This is a genomic window from Aquimarina sediminis (assembly GCF_002895435.1).
Classification (GTDB): Bacteria; Bacteroidota; Bacteroidia; order Flavobacteriales; family Flavobacteriaceae; genus Aquimarina; species Aquimarina sediminis.
In genome coordinates this window covers 244,530-258,680 of the sequence record NZ_POYJ01000008.1, presented here as the reverse complement: position 1 = coordinate 258,680, position 14,151 = coordinate 244,530, and the positions used below count along the sequence as shown (strand labels likewise).

16 protein-coding genes are annotated in these 14,151 nt (G+C 31.0%); 6 read left to right on the top strand and 10 right to left on the bottom strand.

The genetic code is table 11. The annotated features are described in order from the left end of the window. The first annotated feature begins 92 nt into the window (after positions 1–92). The 6 genes from C1X07_RS17415 to C1X07_RS25400 all read left to right on the top strand — a co-directional run bounded on the left by C1X07_RS17415 (position 93) and on the right by C1X07_RS25400 (position 3,535). Positions 93–476: a hypothetical protein gene (locus tag C1X07_RS17415; protein ID WP_128755313.1), complete on the top strand. Its 384-nt coding sequence runs from the start codon at positions 93–95 to the stop codon at positions 474–476. Positions 477–655: 179 nt separating this feature from the next. After that, the gene (locus C1X07_RS17410; protein WP_103071305.1) at positions 656–964 is read left to right on the top strand and encodes a hypothetical protein; all 309 of its coding nucleotides are present in this window, start codon (positions 656–658) and stop codon (positions 962–964) included. A gap of 101 nt (positions 965–1,065) precedes the next feature. Continuing rightward, positions 1,066–1,593 carry a hypothetical protein gene (locus C1X07_RS17405; protein ID WP_128755312.1) on the top strand — a complete coding sequence of 176 codons (528 nt, stop codon included), beginning with the start codon at positions 1,066–1,068 and terminating at the stop codon, positions 1,591–1,593. A gap of 232 nt (positions 1,594–1,825) precedes the next feature. Then, positions 1,826–2,443: a hypothetical protein gene (locus C1X07_RS17400; RefSeq protein ID WP_103071303.1), complete on the top strand. Its 618-nt coding sequence runs from the start codon at positions 1,826–1,828 to the stop codon at positions 2,441–2,443. 248 nt (positions 2,444–2,691) lie between these two features. After that, positions 2,692–3,315, top strand: coding sequence for a hypothetical protein (locus C1X07_RS17395; RefSeq protein ID WP_103071302.1), 624 nt, complete (start codon positions 2,692–2,694; stop codon positions 3,313–3,315). 88 nt (positions 3,316–3,403) lie between these two features. Then, positions 3,404–3,535: a hypothetical protein gene (locus tag C1X07_RS25400; RefSeq protein ID WP_262494919.1), complete on the top strand. Its 132-nt coding sequence runs from the start codon at positions 3,404–3,406 to the stop codon at positions 3,533–3,535. A 105-nt stretch (positions 3,536–3,640) separates the two neighbouring features. Here C1X07_RS25400 and fucP read toward each other — a convergent pair whose 3' ends face one another. The 10 genes from fucP to C1X07_RS17345 form a co-directional block, all read right to left on the bottom strand. Continuing rightward, a complete protein-coding gene (fucP, locus tag C1X07_RS17390; protein WP_103071301.1) occupies positions 3,641–4,981 on the bottom strand; it encodes an L-fucose:H+ symporter permease in 1,341 nt (446 codons plus the stop codon). A 57-nt stretch (positions 4,982–5,038) separates the two neighbouring features. Next, positions 5,039–7,390 (bottom strand): GH92 family glycosyl hydrolase, encoded by a 2,352-nt coding sequence (locus tag C1X07_RS17385; protein ID WP_103071300.1) that lies wholly within the window; start codon positions 7,388–7,390, stop codon positions 5,039–5,041. Between the two features lie 378 nt (positions 7,391–7,768). After that, positions 7,769–8,155: a hypothetical protein gene (locus tag C1X07_RS17380; RefSeq protein ID WP_103071299.1), complete on the bottom strand. Its 387-nt coding sequence runs from the start codon at positions 8,153–8,155 to the stop codon at positions 7,769–7,771. A gap of 134 nt (positions 8,156–8,289) precedes the next feature. Further along, positions 8,290–8,682 carry a hypothetical protein gene (locus tag C1X07_RS17375; protein WP_103071298.1) on the bottom strand — a complete coding sequence of 131 codons (393 nt, stop codon included), beginning with the start codon at positions 8,680–8,682 and terminating at the stop codon, positions 8,290–8,292. Positions 8,683–8,832: 150 nt separating this feature from the next. Beyond that, entirely contained in the window at positions 8,833–9,264 is a 432-nt protein-coding gene (locus C1X07_RS17370) for a nuclear transport factor 2 family protein (RefSeq protein ID WP_103071297.1), read from the bottom strand. A gap of 278 nt (positions 9,265–9,542) precedes the next feature. Further along, a complete protein-coding gene (locus C1X07_RS17365; protein ID WP_103071296.1) occupies positions 9,543–10,790 on the bottom strand; it encodes a DUF3570 domain-containing protein in 1,248 nt (415 codons plus the stop codon). Between the two features lie 54 nt (positions 10,791–10,844). Beyond that, positions 10,845–11,054: a DUF4266 domain-containing protein gene (locus C1X07_RS17360; RefSeq protein WP_103071295.1), complete on the bottom strand. Its 210-nt coding sequence runs from the start codon at positions 11,052–11,054 to the stop codon at positions 10,845–10,847. Positions 11,055–11,081: 27 nt separating this feature from the next. Next, positions 11,082–11,978, bottom strand: coding sequence for an FAD:protein FMN transferase (locus tag C1X07_RS17355; RefSeq protein WP_103071294.1), 897 nt, complete (start codon positions 11,976–11,978; stop codon positions 11,082–11,084). 88 nt (positions 11,979–12,066) lie between these two features. Beyond that, a complete protein-coding gene (locus C1X07_RS17350; protein ID WP_103071293.1) occupies positions 12,067–12,507 on the bottom strand; it encodes a thioredoxin family protein in 441 nt (146 codons plus the stop codon). A gap of 506 nt (positions 12,508–13,013) precedes the next feature. Next, complete coding sequence (locus tag C1X07_RS17345; RefSeq protein ID WP_103071292.1) at positions 13,014–13,520, bottom strand: ferritin; 507 nt, start codon at positions 13,518–13,520, stop codon at positions 13,014–13,016. Between the last annotated feature and the right edge of the window lie 631 nt (positions 13,521–14,151).

Below are 14,151 nucleotides of genomic sequence, written 5' to 3'. Positions count from 1 at the left end.
GACCTATCCCCCCGCCATCTCTACCCAATGAGGAAAAATCTGTTTTTTCGAAAGAACAAATAGATTCTATTAGGAACCAAAATCAAAGTATAGTGTTATATCCGACATTTATTAAAACTAATAGAAAGTTTAACCAGAAGAAAGATTGGGAACCAGAATTTTATGATTTAGTACAAAAAATCAATCTTGCATATAACAAAGAAATTTTATATCTAGATAAAATTGATTCCCAAAAATCTATTAATCTTTCAATTATAGATACAAATAAGCTGAAATCTGATATAAGGTATATTAATAAAAACCATGATATGCTTATGAGATTTCCCCCCCCCTCTTTTAATCAAAAATATAATAAAGCTACTATAATAATTGGTGTTAGTAGGGGATTCCTAAGTGGAAGCGCTTCTTTAGTTTTTTTAGAAAAAAAAGGTGGAATTTGGAAAATCGTCTATTCTAATGAATTTGAGATTTCTTAATAACCTTAAAAAACTCTGTAGATATTAATCTGCAGAGTTTTTTAATCCAGATAACACTTTTAGTTTCACAACTCCCGTAATATGATTAGTTAATTGATCTTGTTCTCTTCAATGCCATATTATTACACGAAGGAATCCATGCCGAAATATATAGGTTTGTACACAAAAATGATCCAACTGTGAAACCCAAGGAAAGAAATAGAATATTACAATTATACTTCTTTTATCGAGGGGTTAATGATGGTAGTGGAGGGGTTATTACTGCACAACATGTCCATTTGCAACAAAAATATGTAACCCCAATAGCAAAAGCCTTAAGAGAACTTGATAAAAATCAATATTCATTAGATCACTATATGTGGCTTGCATGGCAAGGATTATTAGGAGATAATTTACCTAATGAACTTCAGCCTAGTCAAGCACAACTTTCCGAATGGGCTAACTTATCTAATAAAGTACTAGAAAACAATAATATACCATGTCAATAACAAGTAGAACATCGTACATCATTTTCATTTGTTTTATTATTTATTCTTGTAATAATTCTAAAAAACAGACTACCAATTTAGAAAATGAAAAATATAAAATAATGTCTTTGTTAATCGAAAGAATACCTCCCGGACCTCCACCACCACCGCCTCCGCCAGGGGTGTATACTAAAGATACTATTGCATTTAACAGATATGTAGATTCTATTTATAAATTAGATGTAAAAATAGGTGTCATAAATGAACTAAGCGATTACACGGATAATAGCTATAAAAGAGATATTGAGGATTCCTTATATCAAGAATTAATTGATCAGTATCATAGCTCTAAAACTAGCACATGCTGTATAGAAATTGGTAAAATAAATGTAAAAAGAAACAGAGAGCTTAAAGTTTTTACTGTGGATAGTGCAAGAATACATATAAAATCTGTAGAAAATATAATAAATCCTAAAGTAAAGTGTATTGTTAACTTTTCTGATGTAACACTTAATGAGGGTAATGACAAAGCCATTATTTACATGGGTAGATATTCGCACCCATTGAATGGAAGTACCAGTTTAATTCTTCTTGAAAAACTTGACGGTAAGTGGAAAATATACAAGAGAATTACTTTATCTATATCTTAATTTGATACAATTAAAAGACCGTCTACGGTCAACTTTAGGCGGTCTCTTAAAATGTAAAACCTATAGTATTACACAAATTAGATAAAAACCAATATCCAGTAGATGATTATATGTACTTCGCTTGGGAGGATTTATTAGGTGATGAAGTTGCTCAAGAACTAAAACCTTCTGATGAACAGCTATCAATTTGGTTAAATAAATCTATTAAAATTCGTGATAAAAATAATATACCATGCAACTAATTAAGGTCATAATTTTATGTTTATGTTTATTTTCTTGTAAGGAAAATAAAAAAATAGAACAATCTGATACATCTTTTGAAAATGATAAATATGATATTATTTCTCAACTCATAAATAACATCATTCCAGGTTCTCCACCGCTACCATCTGATTTTGAAAAACTTGATACTATTTATTACAAACAGTATATAGATTCTTTAAAAACTGTAGATATTAATATAGCCCTATCTGATGAATTTGTAATTATTGATAAACTTTCTAAAAATTTACCTAAAACCCTTGATAATGATTTTGTTTATTTACTAAAAAAATTAGAAAATAATGAGATCAATGAAAAAATTATTAAGAATAGTTTGAATTTAAATAGTAATTATAAAGTTACAATGATAGATATTGATTCATATAAGAATTTGAAAGACCTTTTCAAGGATAATTATTCAAGGTATATAGCTATATCAAATGTCGTTTTTAATAGAGTAGGTAATAAAGCGGTAGTTTGTTTTGGAGAGCATACCAGTTCGTTAAGCGGGTATTCAATAATTTATTTTTTAAGTAAAATAAACGATACCTGGAAAATAGTAGAATCAAAAAGATTGTCTATTTCCTAATTTACTAAGTTAACTCCGCAAAGTTGGTAGTTCTTTGCGGAGTTTTGTTTTTAGATATTGCTTTAAAAAACTGGCCCATCTAATACCTCAAAAATGCCATTTTATTTATAATATGGAAACGGACAATGACCTTATTATTACGGATAAGGTTTGATAGACCATGCCCCAGATAACATTAAACCCGATCCCCAACAATTGTCTGATTGGGCAACACTAGGAAATAAAGTTTTAACTAAAAACAATATACCATGTCAATAAATAGGGTACTAACAGGATTACTATTTTTCATATTGATTTCATGTAACCAAAGGGATACGAGTAATGATAAGCAGCAATCTGATTCTCTTGAAAAAGAGAAATATCAAATAATGGCTTTGTTAATTGAACAAATACCTCCTGGACCACCACCACCGCCAGGAGTGTATACTAAAGATACTATTGCTTTTAATAAGTATAGAGATTCTGTTTTTAAATTAGATGTTGATATTGCTGTTACAGAAGATTTTGTTAGATATAATAGTGATAGAGAATTCAATGATCTAGAAAAAGAATATCAAGTTTTGATAGAAAAACTTAAATCGATCAGTGATAGTACTAATCATAAAATTGAAATAGAGAAAATTCCAGTAAAGAAAAACAGAAAACTCAGAACTCTTACCCCAACAGATAATACAAGAGAACTTTTACTTGGAGATTCACTTGATTATGTGATAAGTTTTACAGAAATAATTTTAAATCCTGACAAGAATAAGGCAATAGTTATTTCTTGGGCATATAGCCATCCTATTAGTGGTAGTTCTAAATTATACTTATTAAAAAAGGAGAATGGGTACTGGAAAATCTTTAAACGTAAAACATTGAGTATTTCTTAATATCTTAATAAAGAGGCTGTCTTCGGTGATAGCCTCTTACTTTTAACATCAAAAGAATAGGGTAAAAACCAATATCCTTAATCATTATATGGGTTTTGGATGGGATGGTCTTAGAGCTTATGATTATCAAGGTCTTTTAACAGCAGATGATTACATGTACTTCGCTTGGGATGGATTGATAAAATATACACTGGATAACATTAAACCTTCTCAGCAATAACTGTTTGATTGTCTAACAAACTGAAAAAACATGAAAAAGATTACCAGCAATAAAAAAGGGAAGGATTAGTTACTTGCCCCTTCCCTATCTATTATTTTTTTCAAATCATTTCTTCTGATATTTTTTAAACACCATTAGTCCATACCAGGCTATATATACAAAACATAGAAGTGGTAATATAAATGAAAAATTCACTTCTGATACTCCTGCAATTTTTATATCATTTACCTCAGCTCCTCCGGCATCTATAATCATTCCCTGAGCTTTTGGCATCAAAGCTCCTCCTACGATAGCCATTACTAAGCCCGCTGCTCCGATTTTGGATTCTTCTTCCTTAAGCCCATCTAGTGCTATCCCATAAATCGTAGGAAACATCAAAGACATGCAAAATGAAACACCCACCAAGCAGTATAGACCATACACATTTTCTATCAAAATCGTGCCCACACAAAATAGTATAGCAATAATCGAAAAATACATCAGTAATTCTCCTGAACCTATAAAACGTAGCATGTATGTACCAATAGCTCTTCCGACAAGAAAGATTATAAATGCAATAAATTGATAATTGGCAGCTGTTTCACTACTTATTCCAATTCCCTCGGCATATTGATAAATATATGTCCAGCACATAATTTGAGCTCCTACATATAGTATTTGCGCCACCACTCCTAAAACATATTTTTTATTCTTTTTTAAAGTAGAAAATGTAGCACTTAGACTAGGAACTCCGTTTTCATCTTTGGCTTGTGGCATTTTACTTACTGCAATAAGTACAAATACTCCTATCAAAACGAGCCCTAGTATTACATAGGGGTCTCGTATTACTAATAAGTCCGAAGTTTTTATAAGCATCTTTTTGGCTTCTGCCAATGAGCTGTAATTTTCGATATCATCAGACTGCAGTTTCTTTAATACAAATTGCTGTGCCACCAGTAACCCTGCTATTAACCCTATTGGATTAAAAGCCTGAGCTAAATTTAATCGTTGTGTAGCAGTTTCTTTGGCTCCCATAGCAAGTATATAAGGGTTTGCTGTTGTTTCTAAAAATGCTAAACCAAAAGTTAATATGTACAGTCCTAAACAAAAAAACCAAAATTGTTCTGTAATTGCTGCAGGATAAAACAACAAGGCTCCTATGGCATATAATGCCAGCCCAATTAAAATCCCTACTTTATATGAATATTTTCTTATGAATAATGATGCTGGCAAAGCCATACAAAAATACCCTCCATAAAATGCCATTTGCACCCATGCTGCCTGAGAATTTGATAGCTCTAAAACTTTTTTAAAAGCCTGTACCATTGGATCTGTTACTGCATTAGCAAATCCCCATAAAGCAAAGAGAGAGGTTATAAGAATAAATGGAATAATAACTTTTCTAGAAACTACCGGTGATTTTGCTGGTTCACCGATATTAGTCGCATTTTTTGATAAAGAGCTCATGGTGGTTTTTTAAGTTTATCTTAATTATAAAATCAATTAGTACTTGTCCTATTTAATTTACTTCCCCCAATTTTTATTAGGCTCATTGCCCATATAAAAAGTCATAGTACCATCATTTACGATATCGCTATGATGTAATACGGGTTTAGAAAGCTCTTTATTATTAAGTTCTATTTTCTGAATGTAGACATTTTCTTTACTTTGATTAACGACATTAATTGTAAATACCTTACCGTTTTCTAACTGTACTGTTGCTTTATTGACTAATGGGCTACCAATAGCATACTCATCTGATCCAGGCAGTACAGGGTAAAAACCTAAAGAACTAAAGATATACCATGCAGACATCTGTCCTGCATCGTCGTTACCGCATAACCCATCGATGTCATTACTATACATAGTATCCATAATCATTCGTACTCGTTCCTGGGTCTTCCACGGACTACTAGTCCAGTTATATAAGTAAGGGATATGATGTCCCGGCTCATTACCATGTACATAATTACCTATAATGCCGTCTCTAGTGATATCTTCATTTTTTTCGATATACTTATCATCAATCTCGGTAGTAAAAATCTTATCCAAATGATTAGGAAATTCTTCTTTACCTCCCATCATGCTAATCATCTTTTCGATATCATGGGGTACATATAATCCATAGTTTAATGCATTTCCTTCAATAAAGCCTTGCCCATGAGTATCAATTGGATCAAAATCTTTTCTCCAGCTACCATCAGACAGTTTAGGACGCATATAATTTATTTTACTATCAAATACATTTTTATAATTTTGAGACCTTTTCATATAGTCATCATACCCTTTTTGGTTTGTTGCCTTTTTTGCAATCTGGGCAATACACCAATCATCATATGCAAATTCTAAGGTTTTGGATACAGATGATGAGCTCTTATCTTCTGGAACATAACCTATCTTCATATAATGATCCAATCCATCAAAATACCCAACTGTAGATGTATTTTTTGAAGCATTAAAAGCTCTGGAGAAATCTATATCTGTAGTTTCTTTGGCAATAGCATCTGCTATAACAGAAACCGAATGATATCCTACCATACACCAGTTTTCATTAGCATAGTGGCTCCAAATTGGCAACATGCTATGTACACTTTGATCATGATGCGCGAGCATAGACTTTATCATATCGTTGTTTCGTTCTGGCTGTGTAATATTAAATAAAGGGTGTAGTGCTCTGTAGGTATCCCACAAAGAAAAAATCGTATAGTTGGTAAACCCATCTGATTCATGGATGTTTTGGTCTAGCCCGCGATACTTACCATCTACATCTTCATAAACAATAGGTCCAAGCATTGTATGATAAAGAGCGGTATAGAATGTTTCTTTTTGCTCTTTAGTTTGTGTTTCAACATTTATTTTAGATAATTCGGTGTTCCACTTTTTTTGATTTTCTAATTTGGTAGTATCAAAATCCCAATGTGGTATTTCGGCTTTCATATTGTTGAGAGCTCCTGCTGTGCTAACCGAAGAAAGGGCAAATTTTATCTTAATTTGCTCATCTTTTTGGGTATCAAAATTAAAATATGCTCTTATGTTTTTTCCTGCCATCTCAGGAAAGTTCTCTTCTTCATTAAATCTACGATAGAAACCATTATACTGAACTTTATCATATTTTTTGTGCCCATAAGAATGAAATGGCTTCGAAAATTGCATTGCAAAAAATACTTTTCTGGTTCTTGCCCATCCATTGGTTTGTCGATATCCAGTAATAAGTGAATCATTTTCTACTCTAACAAAAGTCCATACATTTTTATCATCATAATGATAAATATTAGATATCAGATCCAGGATAATATGTGAATCTTCTGATTTTGGAAAAGTATATTGATGAAACCCAACTCTATCACTCGTAGTAAATTCTGATGTAATATTATAATCATCTAATTTCACTTTGTAATATCCTGGTTCTACATATTCGTTATCGTGAGAAAACTTGGAGTGGTATCCACTGTTAGGTTCATCTGCTTTACCAGGTTCTAATTGTAATTGCCCTACCGTTGGCATCACTAAAAAATCTCCTAGATCCGAATGTCCTGTACCGCTAAAATGCGTATGACTAAACCCAAATATTGTAGAATCCTTATGCTGATATCCAGAACAATATTCGTAAGTTTTACGATTGTATTTCCCTTCTTTAAACAATGGTTGGCTATTAGTTTCGGGACTTAGTTGCACCATCCCAAATGGTGTCGTAGAGCCTGGAAATGTATGCCCCATGTTTTTGGTTCCTACCAATGGATTAACATATTGTATAAAATTTTCTAATGGTTTAGTTTTAGAGACTTCTTTTGTTACATTTTGTTCTTGATTACAAGAGGTAAGGATAAGTACTAAAAGTAACAATACTCTAATAGCAATTGTTTTTAATGAAATCATGTCGAATAGAAATTATAAAAATATTTATACTAAAATAGATTGATGTACTTAAGAAAAATAGTTTCAAAAATTTGAATAACAAAAATCAAGATATGAGAATCTTTTAATCCTCTCCATCCATACTTTGCACTAATTTTGCATATCTTCTAGGTAATATGTAATGGTCCCAGATATGAAATATTATCCTTTACCTCTTAAGTCAAAAATCTGATAGCAATATATTTATAGTTTAAAAAGAGTACTCTTATTTTATAAAAAAAACACTCTAAAATTCATGAATTTTAGAGTGTTTTTTACATTTTATTCTACATCATACTATGCTAACAATCGTATTTAAAAATTGTTAAATAGAAAAATTTCGTAAGAAAAAATGCAATCTTATTCTTTTCTTACTCTGTCATACATTAGTATTTCATCATTTACATAAAGAAAAAGTGAAGTTTCTGTAGCTTCAAAGTATATGCATTCTGCAGTACCAATACAAACTTCTCTATCCATCGTTTTGATAGACCATTTATTTTCAGCAGTTTTTTCTTTGGTCTTTTCTATTACAGTAAAATCTGTCTTAAATTCGAAGCTTATTTCGGGATTATCTTGTTTCACCCAAGTACCTATTAGTCCTCCATAGTCTTTTTGAAGGTCTATAACCTCTATAAATTCAGTGTTACTATTTTGTTCTAATAACGGTTCTGTTTTAAAACCTGTTAATATACCAGCCAAAATAACAAGAGTAAAAATTACGGATTTAGATTGGGGTCTTTTCATAATTTAATTTTTTAATAAGGATATAAATTTAATGTTTTTTTAGGAATCAAAGATTTTAGCTTCTTTTTATGTATTCAAAATCATAAAAAAAATACTTATTTGAGGTATTGCAAACTTTATACCAATACTAAAGCTTATTCTTTAGTTCTTTCATAATGAAGTCTCATCTTATTCATAGTAAGAATAAGGATATCTTCGTTCAGTTCGTATTCCAAACACATTTCTGTGCTTCCTTCTACAGGAGTAGCTTTTAGACAAAGTTTATCGTTCTTTACAGACCAATATCGTTTTGACGGTTCTCCGATAGACTTTTCGATAGCAACTCCATCAGGTCTTAATTTGATATATGTATCAAAATCACCTTCCATCAACCATTTTCCTACTAATTCTAATTCTTTAGATGGTTCTTGATATAAACTATCACTATTGTTTACTGTAGGGTTTTCAGGATAATCCGGGCCGTTTTTAAAACTGGATAACATCAATATAGCAGCAACAGCAAGTAGTATGTTAAATTTTAATTGCATAATTTGGGTATTTAGGCAGGTTAAATTTAACACTTTTTTTGGTTTTATCTTTCCATTCTCCCTTCTTTAATTCTTTTCTTTTACAAAGTCGCGGATATACTATCCTGTCTACAGAGTTATCACAACTTGGTTTATTTTAATTCATCAAGATTACTTTTTTGCTGGTGTATCTTTTACTTTTTTATAAAAAATCTTGCTTACCACTTTCCATTCTCCATCAATTTTTAAAAGGTTCATATAGTCTATAAATGTAAATCCAGGATATTCAATTTCTAGTTTAGCATTTGCTGCATGACCAGTGATGTTTATATAATCGATATTGGTTTTCCTATTTTGTTTTGGTCCTGGTTTCATTACCTTTTCAAAAAATTCTAATGCATTAACCTCTGTATAACTGCCTTTTTTGATATACCTCATAGTAGCGGTTTTATGAAAAGCCTTTTTTAAGGTTTCAAAATCATTATTAGTTCCTCCCTCTAGATAATATTGCACTGCTTTTTCTACAAGAGCATAGTCAGAACTCTGGGCGTTGATAGTTGTTGTAACCGTAAATAATAACAGTAGTGTGAATAATCGCTTCATTTTGATGATTTTTATATTAAATTTTAATGTTTACTTTGTTTTTTGACATAGCACATCCCATGATATTAATATGAAATTCACCTAAAGTAGAAAGAGATTTTTTATACTTTTCATAAAAAAAGCATAATCCTTTATTAAATTATTTAAAAATAGAGGTGGGGTATTATCTGTTATAAGCGTTTTATAATAAAAATGCCCATAACTTATCTATTACGCAAATGGCAAAAAGGGAGTATCATCTATGTGTACTTCCTTTTTTTGATAAAAATCAAATGATGTTAATCCACCACAAAATTAAATCCTCCTGAAAACAGACTTGATGTTAATCCTGTACTACGCTCGTACTGTCTAAATCTAATATCAATACTTTTCAGACCGAGTTTCCAAATATGTAATCTTGTAAAAATATCAGTATAACTAACCCCAAAACCATATTGATTCGCATCAAAATCAGACAAATCGTAATCCGAGGTATAAAATAGTTGTGTAGACAAGTGCTGATTAAAAGGAGTAAAATAATCGGCAGCAGTTTGATTATAAAATCTATAAGAGGGGTATATAGTAAATTGATCACTAATTTTGATAGGTATCTCTATACTGGCAGTATGTGAATTGATTCCCCAATCATCTTTATAATATCTATAAAATGTTCGTATAGCAAAAATTTCATTTATATAGTAGTGTAATCTACCTCCGATAGCGATCTTAAACCTAGAATCCGGTAATCTTTCTATATCATCACCATAAGTAAACTCCTGAACAACAACATCTGGTACATCTGCAAACTGCACTCTTTGAAACGGAGTAGATAAAAGCCCATCTTGTTGGATAAGATCTAATGAAAGTGATCCCTGTAGTTTTTTAGATAATATTTGCGAAAACCCAAACCCTATTGAATACGAATTACGGGACTCATCATCAAATGGGATAAATGTAGGTTGATCTCTTAATTCTGAGGGGTAAATTGCATTCCAAGTATCCAAATACACATTTGCTTTAACACTAAGTTCAGTATTTTTTTCATTAAACAGCTTCGTATAACTCCCCCCAAAACCTATAGAAAAATAATCATATTCTGTTGCCAGAGCTAAATTAGCTGACCAAATATTATTTCGATCATCACTGCTATGACTAAAATTTCCGGATACTGTTGTTAGTACATCCTTTTTTGAAGCTCCAGAAGAGGCAACAAATGGGTTTGCCACGCTATTTCCATCAAAAGGATTAACATTACTTGAGGAGGCCGAAGAGTATGCAGATATTCCTGCATCTATAGTTAGCACATCATCATCATTTAATGGGATAGCAATAACGATAGTTGGAGTTAAATCTGTTAATTCTTCTGTACCCAAACCACCAGTTACGGCTGCATTATCACCATCCTGAGTATAATAACTCATCAAAAAATCTACTTCTGTAGATTCTAATACCCTTTTTTTGTATGTTTCTACACTATCGTGCTGTTTTTGCTGTGCTATTACAACTATTGTAGATAATAAAGCTATTACTAAAGGAAATCTTTTCAAAAGGTATTACTTTATATGTTTATATTTTATACTCTTATTAACAGATAGTCAATTTTAATTACAGCCACAACCTCCACCAGTTTTTCCTCCATTTGCTCCTGCAGCAGACTCTCTATACGCCTGAAAATTTGTTTCAAAACGATCGCATTTCTTTAAAGCTAACTCCATATCGGGGTCATTAATTTGAACTTTTTCGTATTCTTTTACAACTACACAAGAGTTAAGTAAAAAAAGTAATGCTGAGAATTTCAATATTGATTTCATCTATTTATTCTATACTTATAAATCTAATTATCGCGTACTTATCTTAATATTATTAGAAGTATGTATGTCTCCTTGATCATCTACAATGATACATTCGACTTCTTTTAATTGATTTATTCTATTTAGCCCTATTTCTATTCCCATAACAAAGATAGAAGTAGCCAGGGCATCTGCCAATTCTGCTTTAGGAGCAAAAACTGTTGCGCTTATGATACCTGTAGATGGATACCCTGTTCTGGGATCTATAATATGGGAATATCTTTTACCATCTAAAATTACATATTTTTCATAACTTCCTGAAGTTACGACCGCTTTATTCACTACTGGTAATAATGCGAATGCACTATTTTTGTTTAATGGGTTAGTAATAGCAACTTTCCACTCACTTTTATCTGGTTGTTTACCCCAGGTATTCATATCACCAGATGCGTTGATAATTCCTGCCACCACACCTTTGCTTATAAGAAGTTTTTTGGCTTTATCAGCAGCATATCCTTTTCCAATAGCTCCAAATCCAATTTTCATTCCTTTTTGAGCTAGATATACAGTAGATTTCTCTTTGTTTAAAACAATATTTTGATAACCTACTTTGGCTACCGAAGCTTTGACTTCCTCTTTTGCAGGCATTTCTGTCATGCTGTTGTCAAATTTCCAGATCCGATCCATCGAAGCATAGCTAATATCAAAAGCCCCATCTGTTAGTCTGGAAATCTGTACTGCTCTATAGATTAAATCAAAAAGCTCTGTATCAACCTCAACGGGAGTTATCCCTGCATTCGTATTAATTAAAGAGGTTTGAGAGTTTTTATCCCAAGAAGAAATCAGCTTTTCAATTCTCTGAATTTCTCCAATCGCAAGATCTATATATTGATTGGCGCTAGTACTATTATTTGCTACTACAGTTATATCAAAACGGCTCCCCATTAACAATACAGTGCGTTTATGTATTTGTTGTGCAAAACTGTTATTTAAAACAGAAATAAATAATATTGTAAAGAAAAGCCGCAAAATATTATTTAGTCATTTTACTTAATATTTCTAAATATGAATTTGGAGTTACTTTTTTATAGCCAACTTCTCCAAGTTTCTTCCCATTTTTATCCAAAACTACAACCAATGGGAAGCCTCCACTTTTATTATATATTTCTGCCAACTCTTTATTTTGGTTTTGCAATGTTTTAGACAATTGGTTTTTTTTCTTTCTGGGAAAATCTGCTTTTATTAATACATAATGTTTTTTAGCATATTCTAAAAACTCTCTGGTATCAAGAATTTGTCTCTCCAATTTAATACATGGCGCGCACCAATCTGAACCGGCAAAAACCAAAATAATACGTTTATCTTTTTCTATTGCTTCCTTTTTTGTTTGTTCAAAATCAGTAAGCCATTCTTGGGCACTAGCCAAATTGATCCCCAAAAATATCAGAAATACAATCAAAATATTCTTTTTCATATAAATGCATATCTAATGTATAGTAACTATCCATATTAATAATTAGTATCCAAAACTTACTTATCGCCTTCTAAACGTACTAAATCTAAATAATAATTTTATGGTATTCAAGAATCATACCCAAAACATCATATTTTATAAAGTATTACAATTAAATAAATCTCAAATAAAAAAGCGAATGTACGTTAACAACACATTCGCTTTTTCAGATTGGAAAAATCCAATCTAAACAGTTAATTTATAAAAGGAAATCTGTAATACTCCCTACAGTTTAGGGCATTTCTTACAGTTGGTCTTTCCTTTCTTTTTATATTTTTTACAACACTTTTTCTTTTTTCCTCCACAAGCTATGTCACAATTCACACCAGGACAAGGAGAATAAAGTGATACGGTATCAGTACTTTGCACTACTCTAATGTTTATTGAATCTAAATAAAGTACAAAAATATAAAAAAAAGAGTTCTAAAATAAAAAACCTTATTCTTTCTTTATTAACTTATTAACAATCATTTAGGAGGCTCCTCTACTACCTGAAAAGTGTTGATATCTCTATCGAATAAATAATGTCCTGATTTATCATTACCTATAATTTTTAATTTGTCTAGTAGTGTTCGTGCTACAGCTTCTTCTTCCAATTGTTCAGCCACATACCATTGCATAAAATTATGTACATTATAATCTTTATGCTGGAGACATTCATAAATTACATTATTAATCTTTTCAGTAACCAGTTCTTCACTTTTTAAAAAAGTTTCAAAAAGCTCCATTAATGACTCAAAATTATCTCTTGGTTTATCAATTGCAGGAATAACGGCAGTACCACTTCGTTCATTAATAAACTTAACAAGTTTGGTCATGTGTACTCGTTCTTCTTCTGATTGTGTATAAAAGAAGTCTGCAATACCATTATACCCATGAGTATCTGCCCAACAAGCCATAGAAAGGTATTGAACGGAAGCATTTGCTTCGTATTTTATCTGATCATTTAATAATTTTTCTATTTCTGGTATCATGTTTTAATCCTATTTTTATGTAAAACGAAAGTACATAATTTATTGCTTTTCTAAAGCCTTGTTATATCTGTTTTAGTCTATTCACATCTAATTACAAAAAAACTATAGTGTCTCGACGTATTTTATTTATGTAATGTTTATTGTAACTAAAAACCCCATAGGCTTTGGCAAAACCTATGGGGTAAAAAAAAAACACTTTTCAATCATTAAATATCTAAACTTGATTTGAATCATCAAGCTTCGTTGGTTCTCAATATTATTATTAAAAAAATCCAAAAATTCACAATTATCTTTTTTCACCAAGATTCATCTAATTAGACTTCCTTATTCTACAATAATTTTGACACTATCAAATATCTAATTTCCTATTTATAATATCTCCAATAAGAAGTTAGATGTTGATAATAGGCGAAACCAAAATACATATTTGCTTATCGTTAAAATTATCTCAACACACGCTATTAATCTAGTTCATTTATTCTATTAATGAATAGAAATCAAGGTGTAATTGAGTTTTTTCTAAAACCAAACCTCGACTTAACCTTATTTAGACTTAATATAAATAAAGTGCAAATATATCTATCAGCCCCAACTTGACAAAGTTTATTAACATCAAATAATAAATTAATTT

Coding starts and splice junctions, on each gene's coding strand:
- C1X07_RS17405 (WP_128755312.1), top strand. CDS start 1,066: ATGTCTTTGTTAATCGAAAGAATACCTCCCGGACCTCCACCACCACCG.
- C1X07_RS17400 (WP_103071303.1), top strand. CDS start 1,826: ATGCAACTAATTAAGGTCATAATTTTATGTTTATGTTTATTTTCTTGT.
- C1X07_RS17395 (WP_103071302.1), top strand. CDS start 2,692: ATGTCAATAAATAGGGTACTAACAGGATTACTATTTTTCATATTGATT.
- C1X07_RS25400 (WP_262494919.1), top strand. CDS start 3,404: ATGGGTTTTGGATGGGATGGTCTTAGAGCTTATGATTATCAAGGTCTT.
- fucP (WP_103071301.1), bottom strand. CDS start 4,981: ATGAGCTCTTTATCAAAAAATGCGACTAATATCGGTGAACCAGCAAAA.
- C1X07_RS17385 (WP_103071300.1), bottom strand. CDS start 7,390: ATGATTTCATTAAAAACAATTGCTATTAGAGTATTGTTACTTTTAGTA.
- C1X07_RS17380 (WP_103071299.1), bottom strand. CDS start 8,155: ATGAAAAGACCCCAATCTAAATCCGTAATTTTTACTCTTGTTATTTTG.
- C1X07_RS17375 (WP_103071298.1), bottom strand. CDS start 8,682: ATGCAATTAAAATTTAACATACTACTTGCTGTTGCTGCTATATTGATG.
- C1X07_RS17370 (WP_103071297.1), bottom strand. CDS start 9,264: ATGAAGCGATTATTCACACTACTGTTATTATTTACGGTTACAACAACT.
- C1X07_RS17360 (WP_103071295.1), bottom strand. CDS start 11,054: ATGAAATCAATATTGAAATTCTCAGCATTACTTTTTTTACTTAACTCT.
- C1X07_RS17355 (WP_103071294.1), bottom strand. CDS start 11,978: ATGGGGAGCCGTTTTGATATAACTGTAGTAGCAAATAATAGTACTAGC.
- C1X07_RS17350 (WP_103071293.1), bottom strand. CDS start 12,507: ATGAAAAAGAATATTTTGATTGTATTTCTGATATTTTTGGGGATCAAT.
- C1X07_RS17345 (WP_103071292.1), bottom strand. CDS start 13,520: ATGATACCAGAAATAGAAAAATTATTAAATGATCAGATAAAATACGAA.